This window comes from Polaromonas sp. YR568 (assembly GCF_943372955.1).
GTDB lineage: Bacteria > Pseudomonadota > Gammaproteobacteria > Burkholderiales > Burkholderiaceae_C > Polaromonas.
Window position 1 is genome coordinate 715232 of record NZ_CALSAL010000002.1, and the last position, 24512, is coordinate 739743.

Below are 24512 nucleotides of genomic sequence, written 5' to 3' on the forward strand. Positions count from 1 at the left end.
GCGGCTCTGGGCACAGGGCACCGTTGGCAGCCGCAGCCCGGAAGTCTAACGCCCCGCCCCGAACCCGCCGCTGGGAAGGGGAATGGCCGCCCGGCCGATCTCAACCCTACCGTCAACGCCACGACCCGACGCCGCGACTTAAAATCGCGGGTTAGCCCATCACGCCTCACCGGGCGCCTTTACTCCAGACCCCATGACCCAGCGCCGCCTTTTCGTCACCACCGCCCTGCCGTATGCCAACGGCAACTTCCACATCGGCCACATCATGGAATACATCCAGGCCGACATCTGGGTGCGCTTCCAGCGCATGCAGGGCCATGCGGTGAACTTTGTGGGCGCTGACGACACGCACGGCGCGCCCATCATGATTGCGGCCGAAAAAGCCGGCAAGACCCCGGAGCAGTTCGTGGCCGACATCGCGGCAGGCCGCAAGCCCTATCTGGATGGCTTTCACATCAGCTTTGACAACTGGCACAGCACCCACTCGCCCGAGAACACCGCGCTGGCACAGCAGATTTACCGCGACCTGCGTGATCGCGCCGATGGCTCATTGATTGAGGTGCGCACCATCGAGCAGTTCTTTGACCCGGCAAAGAACATGTTCCTGCCCGACCGCTACATCAAGGGCGAATGCCCCAAGTGCCACGCCAAGGACCAGTACGGCGACAACTGCGAAGTCTGCGGCTCGGTCTACGCGCCCACCGACCTGATCAATCCGTACTCCACCCTGTCGGGCGTCAAGCCCGAGCTCAAGAGTTCCGAGCACTTTTTTTTCAAGCTGTCCGACCCGCGCTGTGTGGAATTTCTGGAGAACTGGACACAAGACGGCAAGCTGCAGCCCGAGGTGGCCAACAAGATCAAGGAATGGTTCTCGGTGCGTACCAACCCCGATGGCACAAAAAGCGAAGGCCTGGGCGATTGGGACATCAGCCGTGACGCGCCCTACTTCGGCATCGAGATTCCCGACGCGCCGGGCAAGTACTTCTATGTCTGGCTGGACGCGCCAGTGGGCTACCTCGCCTCGCTGAAGAACCTGCTCGAAAAGCGTGGCGAAGATTACGAGGCCTACATGGCCACGCCGGGACTGGAGCAGTACCACTTCATCGGCAAGGACATCGTCACCTTCCACACCCTGTTCTGGCCCGCGATGCTGCATTTCAGCGGCCGCAAGACGCCCGACAACGTGTTTGTGCACGGCTTCCTCACCGTGAACAACGGCGAGAAGATGAGCAAGAGCCGTGGCACCGGGCTGGACCCGCTGAAGTACCTGAGCCTGGGCATGAACCCCGAGTGGCTGCGCTACTACCTCGCCGCCAAGCTCAATGCGCGCAATGAGGACATTGACTTCAACGCCGACGACTTCATGGCGCGGGTGAACAGCGACCTGGTAGGCAAGTACATCAATATTGCGAGCCGCACTGCGGGCTTTATCAACAAGAAATTTGATGGTCGCCTTGCGGTTGGCTACCAGAACAGTCTGCAAGAAGTACAACTGATGGGAACATTTGCTGAACTCCTGCCTGAGATTCAGCGGGATTTCGAACGCAGGGAGTATTCCAAGGCTCTGCGAGCCGTCATGAGCCTCACTGACATGGCGAACGAGTATGTGAGCAGCCGTGCGCCGTGGGACCTGTCAAAAGACCCGGCGAAACTGGAGGAACTGCACATCGTGTGCTCCTTCAGTCTTGTGATGTTCCGGTTGCTCACTTTGGCCCTCAAGGCGGTCTTGCCGGCAACCGCACAAAAGGTTGAAGAGTTCTTGAATATCGAACCACTCACCTGGACCGATGCGCAGGGCATCCTGGTCAGACCTGAAGGGGAGGCTGCGGCAAATCAGATCAGCGAGAAGGTCATGATGGCTAGTCAAACCATTCGGCCGTACCAGCACCTCATGCAGCGCGTCACACCAGAGCAACTCGAAGCCCTGTTTGAGCCACCCGCATCCGCCGAACCCGCCCAGCCGGCAGCAGAGCTTGCCCTGCCCGGCGGTGAGTCACTCGCCCCTACCATCACCATCGACGACTTCGCGAAGATCGACCTGCGCATCGCGCTGATCGTCAACTGCGAAGCCGTCGAAGGCTCGACCAAGCTGCTGCGCCTGACGCTGGATCTGGGCGAAGGCAAAACCCGTAACGTCTTCAGCGGCATCGCCAGCGCCTACCAGCCCGCCGACCTGATCGGTAAGCACACCGTGATGGTGGCCAACCTGGCACCGCGCAAGATGAAGTTCGGTATCAGTGAAGGCATGGTGCTGGCCGCCAGCCATGGCGACGAGAAGGCCAACCCCGGCATCTACGTGCTGGAGCCGCTGCCCGGCGCCACGCCCGGCATGCGCGTGCGCTGACACAACCAGTCAGACAAGGCACCGGATACCCGCCATACGGCGTATGCGCCGCACCCGAAGGCCAGATGCACAATAGGGGCACATGGGTTTGCCGGCTTACCTCGCACCTTTTCGGCCCCGCCTGCTGGCGGCGCTGAACGGGTACAACCGCGAGCGCTTCTTCAAGGACGCCGGCGCAGGTGTGACAGTCGGCATTGTGGCGCTGCCACTGGCCATGGCCTTTGCGATTGCCTCAGGCCTCAAACCGGAAGCCGGCATCTGGACGGCCATCATCGCCGGCGCGCTGATTTCTGCGCTGGGCGGATCGGCAGTCCAGATCGGCGGGCCGGCGGGCGCCTTCATCGTCATCGTCTACGGCATCGTCGAGCGCTATGGCCTGGCCAACCTGCTGATCTCCACCGCGTGCGCCGGTGTGCTGCTGTTTGTGCTCGGCTTCCTCAAACTCGGTACGCTGGTGCGCTACGTGCCGGTGAGCATCGTGGTGGGGTTTACCAACGGCATTGCGGTGCTGATCGTGCTGTCGCAGGTCAAGGACCTGCTGGGGCTGCAGATTGCCAAGATGCCGGCCGACTTCTTCTCGCAGCTGCGTGTGATGGCCAATCACATGGAAAGCTTCAATCCACTCGCGCTGGGCATTGGCCTGGCATGCCTGCTGGGCCTGTTCGTGTGGCCGCGCCTTTTTGACACCCAGACCCGCATCGCCAGCGGTTTCAGCGTCCGCATCACCCGAATGATGCAGGCGGTGGAAGGCGTGCAGCTCTGGCGCGCCGCCAGGCTGGCATCCCGCATGCCGGGGCCGATTGTGGCGCTGATCACGCTGACGGCGTTTGCCTATGTCCTGTCGCTGCCGGTTGACACCATCGGCACCCGCTTTGGCGGCATTCCGCGCACACTACCCGCGTTCGAGCTGCCCGACTTTTCATGGAGCACCGTGCAACTGCTGGTGGCGCCCACACTGACGATTGCGCTGCTCGGCGCCATCGAGTCGCTGCTGTGCGCACGGGTGGCCGACCAGATTTCCGGCCTGCCGCGCCACGACCCGAATCAGGAACTGATGGCGCAGGGTGTGGCGAATTTTGTGGTGCCCTTCTTCGGCGGCATGCCGGCCACTGGCACGATTGCCCGCACGGTGACCAATGTGCGGGCGGGTGCCACCTCTCCGGTCTCGGGGCTGGTGCATTCGGTCACGCTGGTGGCGGTGGTGCTGGTCGCGGCGCCACTGGCGGTGCATGTGCCGCTGGCTGTCCTCGCGGGCATTCTGCTGTACGTGGCGTGGAACATGGGCGAGTGGCGTGAATTTGCGCAGATTCACAAGGCCAGCAACCACCACCGGCTGCTGATGCTGGGCACCTTTCTGCTGACGGTGATATTCGACCTGACGGTAGCGCTGCAGGTCGGTCTGGTGCTGGCCTGCGTGCTGCTGGCGCGGCGCATGAGCTCGCTGTTTCAGGTGGTGGAGACCTCACGTACCGCCGATTCGGCCAGCTTCCAGTTGTATGGCTCGCTGTTCTTCGGCGCCGTCGCCAAGGTGGATCCCATCCTCACGGCGGTGGAAAACGCGCCGCAGGGCCTGGCCGTGCGGCTGGATGTGCAGTCGCTGCAGTTGCTCGACACCTCCGGCATGGATGTGCTGGAGCAGCTGCACAAGGCCATCGTGCTGCGCGGTGGCCGCCTGCTGCTGGCCGGGCTCAATGCCCAGCCGCGCGAAGTGATGGAGCAGGCCGGGTTTCTGGAAAAAGTCGAGTTGCTTTAAGCCTCAGCGCACCAGCCGCCCTAGCGGCTACCACCGTTGCCCGGAGGAAAGAGACTCTGCTCCTCCACCATGGTGGTGCGGACCACCTTCAAATCGGTGTCAAAGATCGCGGTGAACACCCATGGCACGTTGGGCGGCACCAGATAACGCCAGTCGTAATGGGTTTCCTGCTTGAGCGCGTAGGGCGTGATCTTCATCGGCTTGCCCAGCATCTTGCGCACCTGCTCCATCGACATGCCGGGCAGTACCCGCTCGAAGTTCTGCGGCGTGAGCACCTGGCGCAGGGCGGTCATACGACCGTCTGCACCCACCGTGATCATGTAATTGACCATGCCCTGCGGCTGGCGGTTGTACTCCAGCGTTCGCGCACCGGGGGCAGCCGCCGCACCCGGAAAGGGCAGGCTGGCCATGTCGGCAGCGGTCCAGACCTTTTCAGGCTCGCCAAAGCGCGCCCGCACATCGGCCTCGGTGGACACGCCTTCTTCCAGCTCCGCAATGCGCTGCTGGTCGCAGCCGACCAGACCCAAAATGAAAGACAGCAAACCCATAACGAGCAACGTCCTGATGAAAAAGTGGGGGCCGGCGGTCTCTAGTGGCCTGGGCATCGCCTTTGGCACCTGCGCGGCGGCTCCGGCAGCAAGCCATAAAGACGGCAACGAATATCGCGATAAAGGCCGCACAGGCGCTCCCCGGTAAAATCACGCAACTACACGCACTGAACAGTTTAGCCCCATGCCTTTCTTCCGCCGCCCCGATTACACGTCAGATACCACGCAGTTCATTGAACAGCTCAAGGCAAAGAAGCCCACGCTGGAGGCCGAGCAACGCGCCGGCCGTGCCCTGCTCTGGGACAAGAACCTGAACCGCGGCGACCAGGCCGAGTACGCGCAGGCCCGCGTGCCCCAGAAGCCTTACGTCTACGGCACCAGCGGCCACGACAACGCGAAGTAAATCTTTCAGCGAAACCTGCCAGCGCCCGCCGGTCGACCCATGTCGCAAACACCCCTGCCCCCTTCACTGGACGCGCTGCCGCCTGCTGGCGAACTGGCGCTGACGGACGCGACAGCGCCTGTCATGCCGCCCGACATGCCGGTGGTGATTGACCAGGTGGCGCTGGCACGGCTCTACGGCGAGCCGCTGTTTGCGATGCCGCACGACCTATACATCCCGCCAGACGCCCTCAAGGTGTTTCTGGAGGCGTTTGAAGGTCCGCTCGACTTGCTGCTCTATTTGATCCGCAAGCAGAACTTCAACATCCTCGACATCCCGATGGCAGCGGTCACGCGCCAGTACCTGGCCTATGTCGAGGAAATCCGTGCCACCAATCTCGAACTTGCAGCCGAATACCTGCTGATGGCCGCGATGCTGATCGAGATCAAGTCGCGCATGCTGCTGCCGCCCAAGAAGACAGCCGAAGGCCAGGAACCGGAAGACCCGCGTGCCGAGCTGGTGCGCCGGCTTCTGGAGTACGAGCAGATCAAGCTGGCCGCGCACAAGCTCAACGAAGTGCCGCAGTTCGGCCGCGACTTCCTGCGTGCGCAGGTGTATGTCGAGCAGTCGCTGCAGCCGCGCTTTCCCGATGTGAATGTGGTGGACCTGCAGGAAGCCTGGCGCGACATCGTCAAGCGTGCACGCCTGGTGCAGCACCACGTCATCAGCCGCGAAGAGCTCTCGGTGCGCGAGCACATGAGCATCGTGCTGCGCAAGCTGCAGGGCCGCACTTTTCTTGAGTTTGAAGACCTGTTCGACGCCCGGCGCGGCATGCCCGTGCTGGTGGTGACCTTTATCGCCTTGCTCGAACTCTCCAAGGAAGGCCTGCTGGAAGTCACGCAGGCCGAGGCGTTTGCGCCCATCTATGTGCGGCTGGCTTACACGCCGGCCTAGGCAGCGCCCGTGTGGGGTTGAAGGCTGCCCGCAACGCAGGTTGTAATGCGGGCGGTGAACGCAATCATCCGGTCGATAGGCTGACGGGCCTGCACCGCCAACGCGGCATCCACATGGACCTCACTCGCACCGGTGTCTAGCACCTGCGCCACACCGGCCAAGCTGTTCATGGCCATCCACGGCCACTGTGCGCAGCTCTTGCAGGTGGCGCTGTTGCCGGCTGTCGGCGCTTCGATGAATGTCCTGCAGGTCCGGGTGCACGTAGTAGTGCGACACCATGACGGCGTTGCGCTTCTTCAGCAGATGCCGGCTGCGCTCTTTCAGCAAGGCCCGTTCGGCCTGCGAGGGTTCGGCGGGCACCCGGGCCCATGCGCGCCGCGTGCTGCAGATCGCTTCACCTGCCGCGCCAGACGCATCGGGTTGCTCATAGTCCACGCGAATGGTCGACGTGACCGCGGACACGACAGCGCTCATGCAGGCACCGCGCTGACCGCACCGAAGCGCATCGAGAAATCCACCGCCTTCACATCCTTGGTCAGGGTACCAATCGAGATGCGGTCCACTCCGGTGTCGGCCAGCGCACGCAAACCGTCCAGCGTCACGCCACCGGAGATTTCCAGAATGGCGCGGCCGCGGTTGATGCGCACCGCCTCTTTCAGCTCGATCAGCGACATGTTGTCGAGCAGCACCATGCGGGCGCCAGCGTCCAGCGCCTGAGCGAGTTCATCGAGCGTCTCGACTTCAATCTCGACAAAGTCCGCACGGGCAGCAACCTCGGCAGCGCGGGCCAGCACCTGGGCGATACCGCCGGCAGCGGCGATGTGGTTTTCCTTGATGAGCACCGCGTCGTACAGGCCCACGCGGTGGTTGGTGCCACCGCCGGTGACCACGGCGTACTTCTGCGCCAACCGCAGTCCTGGCACCGTCTTGCGCGTGTCGACGATCACGGCACGTGTACCGCGCACCTGCTCGACATAGGTCGCTGTCTTGGTGGCCACGCCGCTGAGCAACTGCAGGAAATTGAGCGCGGTACGTTCGGCCGTCAGCAGCGCCTGCGCCTGGCCATGCACTTCGAATACCACCTGACCGGCGTGGCAGCGCTGTCCGTCCAGCACCCGCCAGACCAGTCGGGCCCGCGGATCGAGCTGCCGCACGGTTGCCTCGACCCACGCACTGCCGCACAGCACGGCGGCCTCACGCGCCACCACCTGCGCGCCGGCCTGGCAGGCCGGATCGATCAGTCCCGACGTCAAATCGCCCTCGCCCACGTCTTCTGCCAGGGCGCGCCTCGCATCGGCACGGGCCAGCACGCCCAGGGCGTCCACCGAGAAATCAAATGACTTTTTCATAAGCAATCTAAGAAGATTTGACCATCTACCCTGTACTAAACTATCAAATGACGCCGGAATTTGTCGCAAATGTTACAGCGACGGCAAGCAGCGCCCCAAAGTCGCGCCATCATCGTGCCACCTCGACGGACCTCCCGCCCGCCTCTTTGTTGCACTCCACACCACGCCTGCCATGTTCCGTACCCTGCTCAAATCCAAGATCCACCGTGCCGCCGTGACGCATTGCGAGCTTCATTACGAAGGCTCCTGCGCGATTGACGAGGACCTGCTGGCCGCCGCCAACATCGCCGAAAACGAACAGGTGCACATCTGGAACATCAACAACGGCGAGCGTTTCATCACCTACGCCATCCGCGCTGAACGCGGCAGCCGCATCATTTCGGTCAATGGCTCTGCCGCACGCCGCGCGGCGGTGGGCGATCTCGTCATCATTGCGGCGTTCGCCCAGGTGCATGACGACCAGGCGGCAGGCTTCAGCCCAAAGCTGGTGTTCGTCACGCCCGAAAACCGCATCCATGAACAGCGTTCGTCGGTGCCGGTACAGCAGCCCTGAGGCTGGCGGCGTAGGCAACACTCACCTCACGCCTGACAGAGCGATCATCAACATCGCATTGGATAGACTCCGAGAACTTATTCCCAGGAAGAGAAGATGTCCCACGTCATTGAGCAAGCCATCACCCTGCACCGCCCTCAGCCCGCCACGAAAAAAACAGGGGCTGAACGCTGGAGCGTGGACGCGATCGAGGCGCTGTTCAACCTGCCGTTTCCGGAGTTGATGCACCGCGCGCAGACCGTTCACCGTGCGCATTTCGACCCCAACCAGGTCGAGTTCGCAACGCTGCTTTCGGTCAAGACCGGCGGCTGCCCGGAAGACTGCAGCTACTGCCCGCAAGCCGCGCGCTACGACACTGGTATCGAAGCCAGCAAGCTGATGGAGCCGGCCGAAGTGCTGGCCGCCGCACAGCGCGCGCAGGCGGCAGGCGCCACCCGTTTCTGCATGGGCGCGGCATGGCGTTCGCCCAAGGACCGCGACATTGAAAAGGTGGCCGAGCTGGTACGTACCGTGAAGGCGCTGGGTCTCGAAACCTGTGCCACGCTGGGCATGCTGGAAGACGGCCATGCCCAGACGCTGCAAAGCGCCGGCCTCGATTACTACAACCACAATCTCGACAGCGCGCCCGATTTTTACGGCGACATCATCACCACGCGCGACTACCAGGACCGGCTGGACACCCTCGCCCGGGTGCGCGGCGCCGGCGTGAAGGTCTGCTGCGGCGGCATTGTCGGCATGGGTGAAACCCGACGCCAGCGCGCCGGCCTGGTCGCCGAGCTGGCCAACCTGGAGCCCCACCCGGAGTCCGTCCCCATCAACCACCTGGTCAAGGTCGAGGGCACGCCGCTGGCTGAGCAGCAGGACCTGGACCCGCTGGAGTTTGTACGCACCATCGCCGTGGCGCGCATCACCATGCCGACGGCACGCGTGCGCCTGTCAGCCGGCCGCCAGCAGATGGGCGATGCCGTGCAGGCGCTGTGTTTCCTCGCCGGTGCCAATTCGATTTTTTATGGCGATAAGCTGCTGACCACCGGCAACCCGGACACCGATGCCGACGTGCAACTGCTCGAGCGCATGGGCATGCGCCGCGCGGCGCAGCTGCCGCTGGCCCCAAGGAATTGATATCGAGGGGCGGGCATCCACAGCCGTGGTCTGGCCTCTCTAAACCCCCGCTCAGCAAGACGGCGGAAGCTGGTTAGACTCTCGCTAATTTTCCGGATTCGCCGCATGACGACACCTTCCAACACCTCCGCTGCGTCAGCCACGCCGTATGGCACGCTGCCGCCGTCGTCCACGCCTTCGACGCGCAAGCCGCTGAGCCTGCCGCGCCTGCGCGAAATGCACGCCCAGGGTGAAAAGATCACCATGCTGACCGCCTACGACGCGACCTTTGCCGCCGTGGCCGATGCGGCCGGTGTGGAGTGCATTCTGGTGGGCGATTCACTGGGCATGGTCTGCCAGGGCCTGACCAGCACCGTCGGCGTGACGCTGGAGACCATGCGCCACCACACCGAATGCGTGGCCAACGGCCTGCGCCGCTCGCAGGCCACTGCCTGGCTGATCGGCGATCTGCCCTTTGGTATGTATCACGAATCCAACGAGCAGGCGCTGCGCAGCGCGGCAGTGCTGATGCAGGCCGGCGCCCACATGGTCAAGCTCGAAGGTGGCGGCTGGACGGCCGATACCGTGCGCTTTCTGGTCGAGCGCGGCATTCCGGTGTGCGCACATCTGGGTCTGACGCCGCAGACCGTGCACGCGCTGGGCGGCTACCGGGTGCAGGGCAAGGGTGATGAGGCCGCCGCCACCCTGAGGCGCCACGCCCACGAGCTGCAGGACGCTGGCGCCGCGATGGTGGTGCTGGAGATGGTGCCCGCCGCGCTGTCTGCGACGCTCACGCAGGAACTGACGCACTGCCCGACCATCGGCATTGGTGCCGGCAAAGGCACGGCCGGCCAGGTGCTGGTGCTGCACGACATGCTGGGCATGAACCTCGGCAAGATGCCGAAGTTCGTGCGCAACTTCATGGACGGGCCCGACAACCGCAGTGCCAGCGTGCGCGGCGCCATGGAAGCCTATGTCCGCGCCGTCAAGGACGGCAGCTTCCCTGTGGACGCCGTTCACGCCTGGTAAGCCAGGGCCACGCCAACGCCACCTCTTCACCACAAGCCCCGCTGCGGCAATTCCTGGAGACACTATGCACATCGTTCACACCATCGCCGAGCTGCGCGAACATCTGGCGCCCTACCAGCGCCCGGCCTTTGTGCCCACCATGGGCAATCTGCACGACGGCCACATCGCGCTCGTCAAACAGGCCAAACCGCTGGGCGATGTGACGGTCTCCAGCATTTTTGTGAACCGCCTTCAGTTTGCGCCGCACGAAGACTTCGACAGCTACCCGCGCACGCTGGACGCCGATGCCCAGCGGCTGAAAGAGGCTGGCTGCAACGTGCTGTTTGCACCGCGCGAAAAAGAGCTCTACCCGGAGCCGCAGACCTACAAGGTGCACCCAGCGACCGACCTGAGCGACATCCTCGAAGGCCACTTCCGGCCCGGTTTTTTCATTGGCGTGAGCACGGTGGTGCTCAAGCTGTTTTCCTGCGTGTATGCGGGCAAGCCTTCAGGCGTGGCGGCCTTCGGCAAGAAGGATTACCAGCAGGTGATGGTGGTTCGCCGCATGGTGCAGCAGTTTGCGCTGCCCATCGAGATCCTGGCCGGGGAAACCCAGCGCGCTGAAGATGGTCTGGCGCTGTCGTCACGCAACAGCTATCTCAACGCCACGGAGCGGGCGGAGGCGGTGGAGCTCTCGCGGGCCCTGCGGGCACTGGGTACCGCAGCGCGGGCCACGCCCACGCCCGATCTCTCAGTGCTTGAAGCGCAAGCCATGCAGGGTCTGGCACGCCGGGGCTGGAAGCCTGATTACCTCACCGTGCGCCGCCGCAGCGACCTGCTGCCGCCGCAAGAGCCTCTGGCCGATCAGCCACTGGTGGTGCTGGGCGCCGCCAAGCTGGGCAACACCCGGCTGATTGACAACCTGGAAATCTGAAAGCCTGTGTCTGACCGCGCTGTGACCGCGCTATGAGCGCGCGTCATCACAGCTCGGCGGTCGGCTCGCGCCCCATCAACACCGCCACCGCGGCAGCAGGCTGTAGCTTGCCGTCCAGCAAGTCCACCACGCTGCGCGCAATCGGCATGTCCACGCCGAGGCCAGCCGCGCGCTGCACCACGGTGCGGGCGCAGTACACGCCTTCAGCCACATGACCCAGCGAATCCACAGCCTGTGCAAGGCTCTGGCCCTGCGCCAGCAGCAAGCCCACGCGGCGGTTGCGGCTCAGGTCGCCGGTGGCCGTGAGCACCAGATCGCCCAAGCCTGACAAGCCAGTGAAGGTTTCCGGTCTGGCACCGAGCGCCACGCCGAGGCGGGTCATTTCGGCCAGCCCACGGGTGATCAGCGCCGCCCGTGCATTAAGGCCCAGTTGCAGGCCATCGCACAGCCCGGTGGCAATCGCCAGCACGTTCTTGACCGCGCCACCCACCTCCACACCCACCACATCGTCATTGGCATACACACGCAATGCCGGGCCGTGGAAGGCCTGGACCAGCGTCTCGCGCACGCTGGAATGCTCGCTTGCTGCCACCAGCGCGGTGGGCTGGCCACGCGCGACTTCCAACGCAAAGCTGGGGCCGCTCAACACGCCCGCCAGCAAGCCCGGTGCCACCTGGGCACGGATTTCGTGGACCAGCAGGCCGTGCGGCTCCGCACCGGCAGCCACTGTGGCTTCAAAGCCCTTGCTGAGCCAGGCCACCGGCGCGGCCAGGTTCTGCAGGCGCGTCAGCATGCTGCGCGCAGCAGAAACCGGCGTGGCCACGACGATGAGGTCTTGTCCGGTCAGTGCGTCGGCCAGCGAGGCATCGCTGCCGCCAGCCACCCGCAACGAGGCAGGCAAGGTGATGCCAGGCAGGTAGCGCGGATTGGTGTGGGTATCGGCCAGCGTCTGCACTAGGGATGCATCGCGTGCCCACAAGGTGACGCGATGCCGGGTTGCACTGCTGGCGGCCAGCGCGGTGCCCCAGGCACCTGCGCCGATCACGAGGATGTTCATGGGCACAGGCGGCAATCAGCCAGTGGCTGCATCCGTGAATTTGCCGGTCAGACGATAATCTGCGGCGCAGCGGGTGCCGCTGCGGCAGCGGCATCGGCCTGCTGCTGTTCGTACATGGCCTGGAAGTTGATCTCGGCCATGTGAACCGGCGGGAAACCACCACGCTGGATGACGTCGGCCACATTGCTGCGCAGGTAGGGGTAGACGATCTGCGGGCAGGCAACGCCGAGAATGCCATTCATCTGCTCGGGCGCCAGGTTACGGATCTCGAAAATGCCGGCCTGCTTGGCTTCGACCAGAAAAACCGTCTTGTCGGCAATCTTGGTGTGAACAGTGGCGGTCACCGTCACCTCGAACAGGCCTTCGGCCACGGGGGCGGCCTCAACACCCAGCTGGATGTCAACGCCGGGCTGCTCCTGGTTCAACAGGATCTCGGGGGAATTGGGCTGCTCTAGGGACACGTCCTTGAGGTAAACGCGCTGGATCTGGAATACGGGGTCAAGAGTGGCTTCGGCCATGGTGGTCTTTCAGGACAGAGGAAATAGTACGAGTGGGGTGCTGGAAGGACAAAGCGCCCGAGTCAGCGATGGCCGCTTGGGCGCGGGGATCAAGCCGGGCCAACAAGCGCGCATTATCTCAGGCCAAAGTGCCAGCCTGGCAACGGCGCCCGCACAGGCTATGGGTGGTCAGGCCCCGTTGAGAAGCGGCATCAAGCCGCCCCGGCCGTCGAGTGCGACGAGGTCGTCGCAGCCACCCACATGGGTGTCGCCGATGAAAATCTGCGGCACCGTGCGCCGGCCGGTGATTTCCATCATTTTCTGGCGCTCATCGGGCACCATGTCGACGCGGATTTCATTGAGGTCCGTGACGCCGCGCTGCTTGAGCAACTGCTTGGCGTGGATGCAGTAGGGGCAGGTGCCCGTGGTGTAGATTTTGACGGTTTGCATGAATGTCTTTCGAACTGGCTCAGGCTTTTTCAAGAGGCAGGTTAGCCTCTTTCCATGCTTTGAGTCCGCCGCCCAGCGATTGAGCCTGCTCGTAACCGAGTTTTTTGGCGGTCGCCACAGCCCGTCCGGACCGGGCCCCGTTGGCGCAAACCAGGATCAGCGGCACGGTCTTGTTCTTGACGGTGGCGACGAGCTTTTCTTCCAGTTCGTTCAGCGGCACATGTTTGGCCCCCGTCACATGCCCAGCGGCGAATTCGGCCTCGTCGCCCACATCCACCACCACTGCTTTCTCGCGGTTGATCAGCTGGACCGCCCCGCTGGCAGTCAGTGCGCCAGCGTTCATGCCACCGGCAATCAGCGGCCAGATCAGCATGCCGCCCGAAGCAACAGCGATCGAAATCAGCATCCAGTTGTCCATCAGAAATTTCACGTTTTACCCTTTGCGTTTTTTCAGCCAACCCGTGATTTTAGAATGGAGGCACGGTCCGGCGTCCCGAAGGCCCCGGAATCCATGCTCACCTCTCCCGTTTCCACTGCCATTCACCTCATCAACATGTACAAACTCGTGCTCATCCGCCACGGCGAATCCACCTGGAATCTTGAAAACCGCTTCACCGGCTGGACCGACGTGGACCTCACCGACACCGGCGTGGAGCAGGCCAAGAACGCCGGCCGGCTGCTCAAGGCCGAAGGCTATGACTTTGACGTGGCCTACACCAGCGTGCTCAAGCGCGCCACCCGCACCCTGTGGCACACGCTGGACGAAATGGACCGGACCTGGCTGCCCGTGGTCAACAGCTGGCGACTCAACGAGCGCCACTACGGCGCGCTGCAGGGCCTGAACAAGGCCGAAACCGCCAAGAAATACGGCGACGACCAGGTGCTGGTGTGGCGCCGCAGCTACGACACCCCGCCGCCCGCGCTGGACGCCAGCGACCCCCGCTGCGAGCGCGGCGACCCCCGCTACGCCAAACTGCAACCCGGGCAGGTTCCGCTGACCGAGTGCCTCAAAGACACAGTGGACCGGGTGCTGCCGTTCTGGAACGAGTCGATGGCGCCCGCCATCAAGGCCGGCAAACGCATCGTGGTGGCCGCGCACGGCAACTCGATTCGCGCGCTGGTGAAATACCTCGACAAGGTCTCCGACAGCGACATCGTCGGCCTGAATATCCCGAACGGCATTCCGCTGGTGTACGAACTCGACGCCAATCTGCAGCCGCTGCGTCATTACTACCTGGGTGACAGCGAGGCAGCCGCAGCTGCGGCCGCCGCAGTGGGTGCCCAGGGCAAAGCCTGAGCGACCGGTTCTGGGCGACCGGTTTTCTGCCAGTTTCCCGCGCCGCCGCGTGAACGCACGGTAAAGCTGCAGCGGAAACTGCCGTCAGGGCATCTAAACCGGGCAAAAAACGGGTCAAAACAGGGTCAAAGGCGGACTTTTTCCTTGCCCCGGGCCCTGCTGCAAGGAACTGTCTCGCATGGCCTTTCTCCAAGGTGTATATTGCTCCAGACATGGCGGAGCAAGGTCTTTCCGTCGGGCTTAAAAAGGTGTTCGTATGGGTCAGAAGCTCAAGATTGCAGGCTGGATTTCAATTGGTGCGATTGCCGGTGCGCTCACCACCGTGCAACTGCAGGCCGTCGCGCGCGGTGGCCTGACGCCGCTTCCGCTGGAAGAACTGCAGCAGCTGGCCGCCGTGTTCGGCATGGTCAAGTCTGACTATGTGGAGCCAGTGGACGAGAAAAAACTCATCACCGATGCCATCTCGGGTATGGTCGCCAGCCTGGACCCGCACTCGGTCTACTTTGACAAGAAGTCCTACAAGGAATTCCGCGAGGGCACGACCGGCCGCTTTGTCGGCGTCGGTATTGAAATCAGCCAGGAAGACGGCCTGGTCAAAGTGGTGTCCCCGATTGAAGGCTCGCCTGCCGACAAGGCCGGCCTCAAGCCGAACGACCTGATCACCCGAATCGACGACACCGCCGTCAAAGGCCTGACGCTCAACGAAGCCGTCAAGCGCATGCGCGGCGAGCCCAAGACCAAGGTGTCGCTGACGATTTTCCGCAAGGACGAGAACCGCACCTTCCCGGTCACCATCATCCGCGAGGAAATCCGCACCCAGTCGGTCCGCAGCAAGGTGGTGGAACCCGGCTATGCATGGATCCGCCTGAGCCAGTTCCAGGAGCGCACGGTAGAAGATTTCGTCACCAAGATGGAACAGATCTACAAGCAGGAGCCCAACCTCAAGGGTCTGGTGCTCGACCTCCGCAACGACCCGGGCGGCCTGCTCGATGCGGCAGTGGCCGTCTCGGCAGCTTTCCTGCCGGAAAACGTGACGGTGGTGTCCACCAACGGCCAGCTGGCGGAAAGCAAGTTCACCTACAAGGCATCACCCGAGTATTACCAGCGTCGCAACGGCTCTGATCCGCTGAAGCGCCTGCCGGCCGCCATGAAAACCGTGCCACTGGTGGTGCTGGTCAATGAAGGTTCTGCATCGGCCAGCGAGATCGTCGCCGGCGCCCTGCAGGACCACAAGCGCGGCATCATCATGGGCACGCAGACCTTCGGCAAGGGCTCGGTGCAGACGGTGCGTCCGCTGGGCCCCGACACCGGCATCAAACTGACCACGGCGCGCTACTACACGCCAAGCGGCAAATCCATCCAGGCGCGCGGCATTGTGCCGGACGTGCTGGTCGACGAGACCGCTGAAGGCAGTCCGTTTGCCGCCCTGCGCACCCGTGAGGCCGACCTGGACAAGCACCTCAACAGTGGTCAGGGCGCCGAAGCCAAGGACCCGGCACGCGAGAAAGCGCGAGAAGAGGCCTTGAAGCGACTGGAAGAAGACGCCAAGAAAACCCCTGAACAGCGCCGTCCGCCGGAGCTGGGCAGCGACAAGGACTTCCAGCTGACACAGGCCCTCAACAAGCTCAAGGGCCGCCCAGTGCTGGTCAGCAAGACCGCCGTGGTGGAAGACAAAACCGAGAAGAAAGAAAACTGAGCCTGGCAGGTGCGCGACCGAAGTCAGGTTGCGCACTGAACGGCCGGGTCTGAGCACCTTGCGCAGACCCTGAGTTACCCATTTCCGCCGCCGGCCCTGCATGAACGACGAACAGCTGCTTCGCTACTCCCGGCACATCCTGCTTGATGAACTTGGCATTGAAGGCCAGGAGCGGCTTCTTGCTGCACGCGTGCTGGTGATTGGCGCGGGCGGGCTTGGCTCACCGGTCGCCCTGTACCTTGGCAGCGCCGGGGTCGGCCAGATCACCATCGTGGACCCGGACCGCGTGGACGCCACCAACCTGCAAAGGCAGATCGCGCACAACCTGGCGCGCATCGGCGAATTCAAGGCGGTATCGGCCATGCATTCGATTGCGGCCATCAATCCGGATGTGAAAGTTGTGCCAGTCACCCAGCGTGCCGACGCAGCGCTGCTGGACACGCTGGTCGCTGACGCCGATCTGGTGCTCGACTGCACCGACAACTTCGCCACGCGGCATGCCATCAACCGGGCCTGCGTCACGCACCGCAAACCGCTGGTGTCGGGTGCGGCCATCCGGTTTGATGGTCAGATCACGGTCTATGACATGCGTGACGCGCAGTCACCGTGCTACGCCTGCATCTTCCCGGAGTCGGGCCATCTGGAGGAAACCCAGTGCGCCACCATGGGCGTGTTTGCGCCTCTGGTCGGCATCATCGGCACGGTGCAGGCTGCCGAGGCCCTGAAGCTGTTGTGCGGCGTGGGCCGCCCTCTGACGGGTCGGCTGTTGATGCTGGATGGGCGCAGCATGGAATGGAATGAAATGTCTGTCGCCAAAGATGCGCATTGCCCGGTGTGCGGGCCGGGCCCTGGGCACGGCTGACAGCACATCTCAGTTTCCCGGAACCCGCTGCCACGTTCAGTGCATCGGTGCTCCGGGCACCCCTAAGAAACTCAAGGTTTTGCAGCAGAGGGTGACGGCACCACGCCACCTTTTTTGGCCGCCTGCGCCAGGACTTGCTGGCAATCCGCATCCTGCCCGGGTCCGGTTTCAACCGTCGCTGCCAGTGCCAGCAAAGGGTTGATGAAGCCCAGCGCCACGGCCAGGCCCACACGCCCGGCAAGGGCCGCCTTGTCAGGGCCAGCGGTTGGCGCTGCAAACGTGCCGCGGATCAGCAGCGGAGAGCGCAGACTGAGAATGCTCTGGTCCTTGGGCTGCGGCTTGAGCACCAGATCCAGGGTTTCATCGGCCAGACTGATCTGACCTTCCCCGTGGATCTCGGTATCGGTGGTGTCGAGCACGATGGCCCGGCTGGTCATCAGCCCTTTCTTCACGCCAAAGGCCACAGCGGCGCAACGAAGGTTCACGTTGCGGTCACCGCTGACCAGGAACTTGATGATCTCGCCGCCGTCCAGCCCCATGTACTCCAGCAGGATGTTGCTGATCTGGCCGCGCCCGGTGAGCACCGAGACATCGCCGGAGGCAGAACTCAGCATCTGCGCGACGGAATTTCCCCTCCCGTCCAGCGCCACCTGACCGCTGATTTTTCCGAGGCTGCTGCGGGAGGTTTCAACGGCAGGCAGTATTTGTCCGAGTTGCAGTGCACGCACGTCGAGCCGCGTGCTGAAGACCGCAGGCACCACGTTCGCGTCAATCTTCACCCGGCCATTGATGGTGCCGCCCGCCACGCCGAGGGCCAGCGGGTCCAGTGTCAGCACGCCTTCTTTCAGCAGGATGCGCGCGCTGCCTTTGTCCAGCGGCAACGCCTTCACGTGGCGAATCGCAGCAGCGCTGTAGGTGACGTCAGCATTCATGGCCTTGAGCCGTGTCACGTCCAGCGTCGCGGTGGGCAGCACCTTGCGCGTCGGGGATGGGTCACGCGCGGCAGCGGTTTGCGTTCCCACGCCAATCACTGGTCCCAGATCGGCGAAGTCCAACACTCTGGAGTTCAGCTTGCCCGTCAGCAGGGGCAGGCTGGGTGTCGGATCGAAAGCCAGCTCGCCATTGAGGTCAGAGTCACCAAGCGTGCCCCGGATCTCGCTGGCGGCCCAGACCCGGCCCTGCTGGGTCAGCTTGCCGCGCAGGCGGTAGGGGGGCGTTGACGGCAGGACGACGCCCACCAGCTTGTAGAGTTCGTCGAGATTGCGCCCCTGCAGGTCGAAGGTGGCGTCCATGCCTGTCAGCGGCTTGAGACTGGCCACGGTGCCCGCCGCCTTGAGCCGGGTTTTACCGACCATGGCATTGATCTCGGCCGGGAAGGGCTGGGGTTCATCGGCGCCGAATTGCAGCACGCCACCGGTACGGCCATAGGCTGAAAACACCTCTTTCTTCCAGGTGCCCGACGCCTTGTAGCTCAACGGCAACTGTGCTGCAGATGCATCAGCGGGCGCAAAGCCGGTCGAGCCATCGGCCAGCGAGAACTGCACGACGATATTCGCACCCTCGGCTTCGGCCCGGTAGACGAGCGAGCCGTCGTCGACCTGCAGCGAGCCAATCTGCGGCGCCATGTCGGTTCGCGAGGTGTCCCGCGCCAGCACCCAGGTCATGCGGCCGTCGGCCTCTTTCTGAAGGCCGATCCGGGGTTTGGTCAGCACCACCCGCGGCATGACCAGCCTGCCCACCAGCAGCGGCAGGAACTCGACGTCAAATTCGGCCGCACTGGCCTTGACCAGGTACGGATCGGTGGCCCATTCCGGATTGGCGACCTCCAGACCCTGCATGCGCACCGTCACGGTCCTGCCGACCTGTACGTCAAGTCGCTCGGTGATCTCGAACCGGCGTCCGAGCTGCGCGGACACATAGCGGTTCAGCGGCTCACGCACCAGGTTCCACGGAAAAAAGACAATCACCAGCAGCATGACCACCAGCAGCGCGGCCACACTCCCCAACGCCCAGCGCAGCTTGTGAGATGAAAACGAAAGCTTGTTCATACCTGCAGACCCCGAGTAACCCGCATCGCGCCGACCTGGCGACCCCACTGGCAGCCCCATGGCCCGGTGCGCATGGCCACCCAACAGGGCAGCCCACCGGCAAGGCGCGAAGACGCCTCTTGACGAGACTCCCACTATGAAGGCGCCGGAGGCGCTGGTCCGTCGGGAACAGCGAGCAAGCGGTGTGAGCGGGTGCCTACAAAGTAATCGGCAAGTCCCGTGGCAACGGGAGCCCCGGTAGGACAAGGCCTACAGGCGATGGCCGCAGTCGCTGGCAGAATCAGTCATGGATCGAAGATACATTAGGAAACAGAGCGTTTACCGCCCCTCCCCTTGCCGGCTCTCCGACATCTTCCGGAAGAATGTCACACCATCTGGACTTGATCAGTGAGACTGAAGACTTACATCGTTGAAGACAACCCCACCATCCGGGAGAACCTGATCGGTACGCTCGAGGAGCTGGCGTGCGTCAGTGCCGTCGGCACGGCGGAGACTGAAAACGAAGGCAAGGCATGGCTTTCGGAGAACGGCAACGCCTGGGATCTGGCGATTGTTGACCTGTTCCTGAAACAGGGCAGCGGGCTCGGTGTTCTCGCCGCATGCCGGGACCGGCCGCCGCGTCAAAAGGTGGTGGTGCTGAGCAACTATGCAACGGCAGACATTCGCCGGCGGTGTGCCCAGCTGGGCGTCGATGCTGTGTTCGACAAATCCAACGAGATTGACGCACTGGTCGACTACTGTCTCCAGCAGAGCGAGCAGAGCGTCAAGGGCGCTTGAATTCAGTCGATCAGCTTGTTCTTCAGCGCGTAGTAGGTCAGGTCGCTGTTGGACGACAAGCTCATTTTCTCCATCACGCGCGTGCGGTAGGTGCTCACCGTCTTCACGCTCAGCGACAGCGCCTTCGCAATGTCACCCGCTGTCTCACCCTTGGCCAGCTTGAGGAAAACCTGGAACTCACGTTCGGAGAGCTGCTCATGCGCTGCCACATCGTTGGGCCGGTTCAGCTGCTGCGCCAGCAGCTCAGCCACGGCTGGTGTGATGTAGCGCTTGCCGAGCGAAATCACCCGGATCGCGTCAACGATCTGCGAGGGCTCGCACTCCTTGTTCAAGTAGCCACTGGCGCCCTGACGGATCAGGTTCACGGCGTAGTGCTCTTCGGGGTAGCCGCTGAGAATGAGAATGCCCACATCCGGCGCCTTGGCGCGGATCATGGCCAGTGCATCGATGCCACTCTGGCCAGGCATCGAGAGGTCCATCACGAGGATGTCGAGCTCCACGTTGCGCACCAGGTCGATGGCTTCGCGTCCGCTGCCGGCCTCGCCGACCACACGCAGGTCCACCTGCTCCGAGAAAAACTGCCGCAGGCCCGAACGCACAATGGCGTGGTCGTCCACAATTCCGATCTTGATCATGTCGCTGTCTTTCTGTGCGCCAGCGCACACTGGCATCGCACTGCAATGAGCGCCCGACACGGGCGCTCTGTCACTGAAATGTGATCCCCATTATTGACGAATTAACGGACGAAGTATGGAACGGAGCAGGCAGTGAAAAAATTATCGATTCCCAAAATGGCCATCAGCCTTCCGCTGGCGGTGCTGGCTGCAGCCATCCTGATCTTCATCAACGAGGCGAGTTACCAGGAGTCCACCGAGGCTGCGGCGCGCATCGAAGAGGCGCAATTGACCCGGGGTGCCATCAACAAGCTGCTCCAGCAGGTGCTCAACGCAGAGACCGGACAGCGCGGTTTCCTGCTGACTGGCGACCCGCGCTATCTTGAGCCCTACAACATGGCCACCGCGGAGATCAACCAGAACCTGGACACGCTGAGACAACTTTTTACACCTTACCGGCAGCAGCTCGACGAGTTCGACCTGCTGTCGCGGCACGTGTCGCGCAAACTGGCGGAGATGGACCTGAGCGTGCGCATGCGCAAGGATGGCAACGAAGACGCCTGGAAGTTCGTGCTGACCACCGACGTCGGCAAGGAGCACATGGACGCCATCCGCGACCAGTCGTCCAAACTGGCCTCCAACAGCATCCAGAAAATGGAGCAGGGCCAGGCCCAGATTCAGAAAACCCTGCAGCTCGCGCGCATCGGTGTGGCCATCATGGCACTGGCCGGCCTGCTGGCCTTCTACATGTACCTGCGCCAGACCAAAGCCCTGCTGGACTCGGGGCTGCGCGAGCAGGAGTCGCTGCAGCGGGAACGCGATTTCCTTGAAAAACAGGTCCGCGAGCGCACCGCCAACTTGGCTGAGCTGGCGACCCACCTGCAGAACGTGCGCGAAGACGAGCGTGGTCACCTGGCCCGTGAGCTGCATGACGAACTCGGTGCACTGCTCACCGCGGCCAAACTCGATGTTGCCAGGCTCAAGTCACGCCTGGCCGGGCAGTTTCCGGAAGCGCATGAGCGGCTGGAACACCTCACCGCCACACTGAACAACGGCATCGCGCTCAAACGCCGGATTGTCGAAGACCTGCGGCCGTCGTCACTGTCCCATCTTGGACTGGTGGCCTCGCTCGAAATCCTTGCACGTGAGTTCGAGGAGCGTTCGGGCCTGGCCATCACGACCGATCTGGAAACAGCCGATCTGGGCGGTTCGGCACAGCTGACCGTCTACCGTCTGGTGCAGGAGTCGCTCACCAACATCGGCAAGTACGCGGAAGCCAGCGAGGCCACCATCAGCCTGCACAACTTTGACAGCTACATCCTGGTCGAAGTCAGCGACAACGGCAAAGGCTTTCAGGTCAGCAGTGTCGGGGCCGGCAGCCACGGGCTGGCAGGCATGCGCCACCGCGTGGAGGCCGCCGGCGGGAGACTGACGGTCACCAGCCAGGAAGGTCGCGGCACGCGAATTTCTGCCGTGTTGCCACTGCCCTCCTGACGCGGTGCGATGTCGCGTGGCATGCAAAGCACGCCATGCGTTCATTACGCACTCACCCCGTGCTTCATTGCTGCACACCGTAAGCCATCACCTACAACCCCTGCCACTGGAAACTGACAGGGGTGCACGCTCACAGCCGATGACGCATCAGGCACCCGCTGGATAACCTTGCTGCATGTGCTTCAGTTTCAGTTTGAAGCGCACCTCACCAGAGCAAGGAGCCCAGATGCTGCACTATTCAGTTGTTTTTCTCGTCATTGCATTGATCGCTGCCGTCTTCGGATTCGGCGGCATTGCAGCAGGTGCGGTGGAGATCGCCAAGATCCTCTTTTTCATCTTCGCACTGATGGCCATCGTGAGCTTCGTGGTCAGCCTGCTTCGCAAGAACTGACAGCGCCCTGCGGGGTGCCATTGACGTCCGTCAGCGTTTTGGAACCAGATTCCTGAACGCCTTCAGACACCGCGCCTCCCTTCACCTTCCGCCTTTTCCCTTCCCGGATTTCCAACCCAAGGACTCACCATGAATCACCAGACCGTTCCCCCCTCCGCCCACGATGCCATGCCCGCTGTACGCCAGGTCACCGACGACGTGCTGCAGTCCGCAGGACGCGCCGTGAGCTCGACACGCGACCATGCCAACGAGGCACTGGACGCCGCCGAGAACAAGGTGCGTGAATTGCGCGGCAACGTGGACCCGATGGTGGACATGCTCGCATCGAAAGCACAGAAGCTTGCTCGCCAAAGCCTGGACATGGCTTCCGAGGCGAAAGACCGTGCACAGAAGTCATTGACGCACGCCGCTGACGTGACCACCCGCTACGTTTCCGAGCAACCCATGCGCTCGGTGCTGATTGCCGCTGCAGTGGGTGCCGCAATCGCTGCGCTGGTGGTGGCATCGCGCAAGCACAGCAAGTCGGGTTACTGAAATTTCTGAACTGACGCCAGAACATCACCTTTGACCATGTTGCATCCGATTTTTTCCACTCTTGCGCAGCGGCCCGACCTGGTGGTTGAACACCTGTCGGCCTATGCGGCGCTGGCGAGGCAGGAAGCCTCCAGCGCGAGTGGCAAATGGTTGACGCGTGCGATGGCCTGGGTTCTGACGGCCTTGCTGCTGGTGGTGTTTCTGGGACTGACGGGAACCGCGCTGATGCTGGGTGTCCTGCAAGACCGGTTCCACTGGGTGCTGGTGCTGGTGCCTGGCTGTGTGCTCGCAGCCGCGCTGCTGGCCTGGCGACTGGCCAGCAAGCCACAGACGTCACAGGATTTCGTTGAACTGAAGTCCCAGCTGGACAGCGACATGCAAGCACTGCGTGTGCTTGGCTCGACCGGTTGACAGGAATCCCATGCCAGACTTTGTTCCCCCTTCGCTTCTCCCCAACGCCACGCCGGACAACCCCGTGCTGCGTCTGGCGCAAAGCCGCCACGCGCTGGTGCGCCACATGAATGGCGAACCGTCAGCAAGGAGCGCTGATCAGCAGCGTTCTGCCGGAGAGCATGCGGCCGACTCAGACGGCACTGGCGACCTGGATGGCAACAGTATCTTTTCCACAGTCAGCCATGCGCTCAGCATGTGGTGGCGGCACCACCCCTACAACGCAGCGGTCGACCTTGCGCGCCCCGTCGTTCAAGGCTATGCCAGGCAGCATCCGGTCAAGCTGCTGGGCATTGCAGCGGCGGCCGGTGCGGCCGTGGTGATCATCAAACCCTGGCGTCTTGTTTCCATCGGCGGCTTGCTGCTGGCGACTGTCAAGTCGTCCGGGCTGTCTTCAGTCGTGATGTCGCTGGTATCGCGCCGCCCCTCACACACACCTTCTTCTACAGACACACCACTTCATGACCCACTCTGACACCACCACCGACACCCTGACCCTCGATCAGCGCGGCCTCGCCGCCGCACGAAAAAGCCTGGAGGACGGCGCCGTCACGGCCGCCCTGGGGCCACATCGCGAGGCCATCGTGAAACTTCTGAACGATGCACTCGCGACCGAGCTGGTATGCGTGCTCCGATACAAGCGGCACCACTTCATGGCCAGCGGCGTGTCGTCAGCTGGCATCGCCGAGGAGTTCATGGTGCATGCCAACGAAGAAGCGGCTCATGCCGACCGGCTGGCCAAGCGCATCGTCCAGCTGGGCGGTGAGCCCGACTTCAACCCTGAAACCCTGATGGCCCGCAGCCACGCCAGCTACGACGCCGCCAATGACCTGAAGGCCATGGTGCGCGCCAACCTGGTGGCTGAACGCGTGGCCGTCGAAGCGTACCGGCAGATGATTTCGCTGCTGGGCGACAAGGACCCGACCACGCGCCGCATGCTGGAAGACATCCTGGCCGACGAAGAAACACATGCCGACGAGCTGGCGGACTGGCTCGAGAAATAAACCGTTGCTGGCAAGTCAGCGTGGTGCCGCCGACCTGCCAGCCTGTCCACTTTGCACCAAATCCAAACTATTCAATCAAGAGGAACTCCTATGAAATACGCTCGCGCACTTGCATTCGCCGCTCTGGCCGGAATCACCATCATCGGTACCGGCTGCGCCGTCGGGCGTGGTCAGGAAACGGCCGGCGCCTACGTCGATGACGCAACCACCACCGCCGCCGTGAAGGCCAAGTTCGTCGAAGACAAAACCGTTTCTGCCATGGCCATCAGCGTGGAAACGCTGAACGGCACGGTGCAGCTGTCCGGCTTCGCCAAATCTTCTGCAGAGAAGATGCAGGCTGAGAACATCACCCGCAGCACCAAAGGTGTCCGCGCGGTGCGCAACGACATCGTCGTTCGCCCTTGATCGTTCCAGC

Annotated in this window: 27 protein-coding genes and 1 pseudogene; 19 read left to right on the forward strand and 9 right to left on the reverse strand. The window is 63.2% G+C overall.

The features are described 5' to 3' along the window. Window positions 1-193 precede the first annotated feature (193 nt). On the forward strand, window positions 194-2344 hold the full coding sequence (gene metG / locus AAG793_RS09295; protein WP_341907096.1) for a methionine--tRNA ligase: 2151 nt from the start codon (window positions 194-196) through the stop codon (window positions 2342-2344). Window positions 2345-2426: 82 nt separating this feature from the next. Next, entirely contained in the window at window positions 2427-4097 is a 1671-nt protein-coding gene (locus tag AAG793_RS09300) for a SulP family inorganic anion transporter (RefSeq protein ID WP_341907099.1), read from the forward strand. 20 nt (window positions 4098-4117) lie between these two features. Here the strand turns inward: AAG793_RS09300 and AAG793_RS09305 are convergent, their stop codons facing one another. Next, window positions 4118-4645, reverse strand: coding sequence for an outer membrane protein assembly factor BamE (locus AAG793_RS09305; RefSeq protein WP_341907102.1), 528 nt, complete (start codon window positions 4643-4645; stop codon window positions 4118-4120). 184 nt (window positions 4646-4829) lie between these two features. Between AAG793_RS09305 and AAG793_RS09310 the strand changes: the two genes are divergently transcribed. Both AAG793_RS09310 and AAG793_RS09315 read left to right on the forward strand, forming a co-directional pair. Further along, window positions 4830-5048, forward strand: a complete 219-nt coding sequence (locus tag AAG793_RS09310) for a DUF3460 family protein (protein ID WP_341907105.1) — start codon at window positions 4830-4832, stop codon at window positions 5046-5048. 123 nt (window positions 5049-5171) lie between these two features. Next, the gene (locus AAG793_RS09315) at window positions 5172-5981 is read left to right on the forward strand and encodes a ScpA family protein (protein ID WP_341907690.1); all 810 of its coding nucleotides are present in this window, start codon (window positions 5172-5174) and stop codon (window positions 5979-5981) included. Here AAG793_RS09315 and AAG793_RS09320 read toward each other — a convergent pair. Then, window positions 5978-6455, reverse strand: a pseudogene (locus tag AAG793_RS09320) (hypothetical protein). The gene AAG793_RS09315 and the pseudogene AAG793_RS09320 overlap by 4 nt on opposite strands. Beyond that, window positions 6452-7330 carry a carboxylating nicotinate-nucleotide diphosphorylase gene (nadC, locus tag AAG793_RS09325; protein ID WP_341907108.1) on the reverse strand — a complete coding sequence of 293 codons (879 nt, stop codon included), beginning with the start codon at window positions 7328-7330 and terminating at the stop codon, window positions 6452-6454. Before nadC ends, AAG793_RS09320 begins: the two are co-directional and overlap by 4 nt. Window positions 7331-7502: 172 nt before the next feature. Between nadC and panD the strand changes: the two genes are divergently transcribed. The 4 genes from panD to panC all read left to right on the forward strand — a co-directional run bounded on the left by panD (window position 7503) and on the right by panC (window position 10926). After that, window positions 7503-7883, forward strand: coding sequence for an aspartate 1-decarboxylase (gene panD / locus AAG793_RS09330; RefSeq protein ID WP_341907111.1), 381 nt, complete (start codon window positions 7503-7505; stop codon window positions 7881-7883). A gap of 96 nt (window positions 7884-7979) precedes the next feature. Beyond that, window positions 7980-9005, forward strand: a complete 1026-nt coding sequence (gene bioB / locus AAG793_RS09335; protein WP_341907114.1) for a biotin synthase BioB — start codon at window positions 7980-7982, stop codon at window positions 9003-9005. 105 nt (window positions 9006-9110) lie between these two features. Then, window positions 9111-10013: a 3-methyl-2-oxobutanoate hydroxymethyltransferase gene (panB, locus tag AAG793_RS09340; RefSeq protein ID WP_341907117.1), complete on the forward strand. Its 903-nt coding sequence runs from the start codon at window positions 9111-9113 to the stop codon at window positions 10011-10013. 64 nt (window positions 10014-10077) lie between these two features. Beyond that, window positions 10078-10926, forward strand: a complete 849-nt coding sequence (gene panC / locus AAG793_RS09345) for a pantoate--beta-alanine ligase (RefSeq protein WP_341907122.1) — start codon at window positions 10078-10080, stop codon at window positions 10924-10926. 46 nt (window positions 10927-10972) lie between these two features. Here the strand turns inward: panC and AAG793_RS09350 are convergent, their stop codons facing one another. The 4 genes from AAG793_RS09350 to AAG793_RS09365 form a co-directional block, all read right to left on the reverse strand. After that, window positions 10973-11983 (reverse strand): NAD(P)H-dependent glycerol-3-phosphate dehydrogenase, encoded by a 1011-nt coding sequence (locus tag AAG793_RS09350; protein ID WP_341907126.1) that lies wholly within the window; start codon window positions 11981-11983, stop codon window positions 10973-10975. Window positions 11984-12030: 47 nt separating this feature from the next. After that, window positions 12031-12501: a protein-export chaperone SecB gene (gene secB / locus AAG793_RS09355; protein ID WP_341907129.1), complete on the reverse strand. Its 471-nt coding sequence runs from the start codon at window positions 12499-12501 to the stop codon at window positions 12031-12033. Window positions 12502-12669: 168 nt separating this feature from the next. Beyond that, window positions 12670-12930, reverse strand: a complete 261-nt coding sequence (gene grxC, locus AAG793_RS09360) for a glutaredoxin 3 (RefSeq protein WP_341907131.1) — start codon at window positions 12928-12930, stop codon at window positions 12670-12672. Between the two features lie 19 nt (window positions 12931-12949). After that, complete coding sequence (locus AAG793_RS09365) at window positions 12950-13360, reverse strand: rhodanese-like domain-containing protein (RefSeq protein ID WP_341907133.1); 411 nt, start codon at window positions 13358-13360, stop codon at window positions 12950-12952. A 123-nt stretch (window positions 13361-13483) separates the two neighbouring features. Here AAG793_RS09365 and gpmA point away from each other — a divergent pair, with 123 nt between their 5' ends. The 3 genes from gpmA to moeB all read left to right on the forward strand — a co-directional run bounded on the left by gpmA (window position 13484) and on the right by moeB (window position 16785). Beyond that, entirely contained in the window at window positions 13484-14227 is a 744-nt protein-coding gene (gene gpmA, locus AAG793_RS09370; RefSeq protein ID WP_341907692.1) for a 2,3-diphosphoglycerate-dependent phosphoglycerate mutase, read from the forward strand. A gap of 256 nt (window positions 14228-14483) precedes the next feature. Further along, complete coding sequence (locus AAG793_RS09375; protein WP_341907136.1) at window positions 14484-15923, forward strand: S41 family peptidase; 1440 nt, start codon at window positions 14484-14486, stop codon at window positions 15921-15923. 100 nt (window positions 15924-16023) lie between these two features. Further along, window positions 16024-16785, forward strand: coding sequence for a molybdopterin-synthase adenylyltransferase MoeB (gene moeB / locus AAG793_RS09380; RefSeq protein WP_341907139.1), 762 nt, complete (start codon window positions 16024-16026; stop codon window positions 16783-16785). 71 nt (window positions 16786-16856) lie between these two features. Here the strand turns inward: moeB and AAG793_RS09385 are convergent, their stop codons facing one another. Then, on the reverse strand, window positions 16857-18833 hold the full coding sequence (locus AAG793_RS09385) for an AsmA family protein (protein ID WP_341907141.1): 1977 nt from the start codon (window positions 18831-18833) through the stop codon (window positions 16857-16859). A 387-nt stretch (window positions 18834-19220) separates the two neighbouring features. Between AAG793_RS09385 and AAG793_RS09390 the strand changes: the two genes are divergently transcribed. After that, complete coding sequence (locus tag AAG793_RS09390) at window positions 19221-19610, forward strand: response regulator (RefSeq protein WP_341907143.1); 390 nt, start codon at window positions 19221-19223, stop codon at window positions 19608-19610. 2 nt (window positions 19611-19612) lie between these two features. Here the strand turns inward: AAG793_RS09390 and AAG793_RS09395 are convergent, their stop codons facing one another. Beyond that, window positions 19613-20245: a response regulator transcription factor gene (locus AAG793_RS09395; RefSeq protein ID WP_341907148.1), complete on the reverse strand. Its 633-nt coding sequence runs from the start codon at window positions 20243-20245 to the stop codon at window positions 19613-19615. Between the two features lie 132 nt (window positions 20246-20377). Between AAG793_RS09395 and AAG793_RS09400 the strand changes: the two genes are divergently transcribed. From AAG793_RS09400 to AAG793_RS09430, 7 genes are all read left to right on the forward strand, one after another. Continuing rightward, the gene (locus AAG793_RS09400; RefSeq protein ID WP_341907151.1) at window positions 20378-21718 is read left to right on the forward strand and encodes a CHASE3 domain-containing protein; all 1341 of its coding nucleotides are present in this window, start codon (window positions 20378-20380) and stop codon (window positions 21716-21718) included. A gap of 226 nt (window positions 21719-21944) precedes the next feature. Continuing rightward, complete coding sequence (locus AAG793_RS09405; protein ID WP_341907153.1) at window positions 21945-22109, forward strand: DUF1328 domain-containing protein; 165 nt, start codon at window positions 21945-21947, stop codon at window positions 22107-22109. Window positions 22110-22238: 129 nt separating this feature from the next. After that, the gene (locus AAG793_RS09410; RefSeq protein ID WP_341907155.1) at window positions 22239-22643 is read left to right on the forward strand and encodes a hypothetical protein; all 405 of its coding nucleotides are present in this window, start codon (window positions 22239-22241) and stop codon (window positions 22641-22643) included. Between the two features lie 36 nt (window positions 22644-22679). Next, the gene (locus tag AAG793_RS09415; RefSeq protein ID WP_341907157.1) at window positions 22680-23054 is read left to right on the forward strand and encodes a hypothetical protein; all 375 of its coding nucleotides are present in this window, start codon (window positions 22680-22682) and stop codon (window positions 23052-23054) included. A 10-nt stretch (window positions 23055-23064) separates the two neighbouring features. Beyond that, window positions 23065-23568, forward strand: coding sequence for a hypothetical protein (locus tag AAG793_RS09420; protein WP_341907161.1), 504 nt, complete (start codon window positions 23065-23067; stop codon window positions 23566-23568). Beyond that, window positions 23555-24097: a ferritin-like domain-containing protein gene (locus AAG793_RS09425; protein ID WP_341907165.1), complete on the forward strand. Its 543-nt coding sequence runs from the start codon at window positions 23555-23557 to the stop codon at window positions 24095-24097. Before AAG793_RS09420 ends, AAG793_RS09425 begins: the two co-directional genes overlap by 14 nt. Window positions 24098-24187: 90 nt before the next feature. Then, on the forward strand, window positions 24188-24502 hold the full coding sequence (locus AAG793_RS09430) for a BON domain-containing protein (RefSeq protein WP_341907166.1): 315 nt from the start codon (window positions 24188-24190) through the stop codon (window positions 24500-24502). The last annotated feature ends 10 nt before the right edge of the window (window positions 24503-24512 follow it).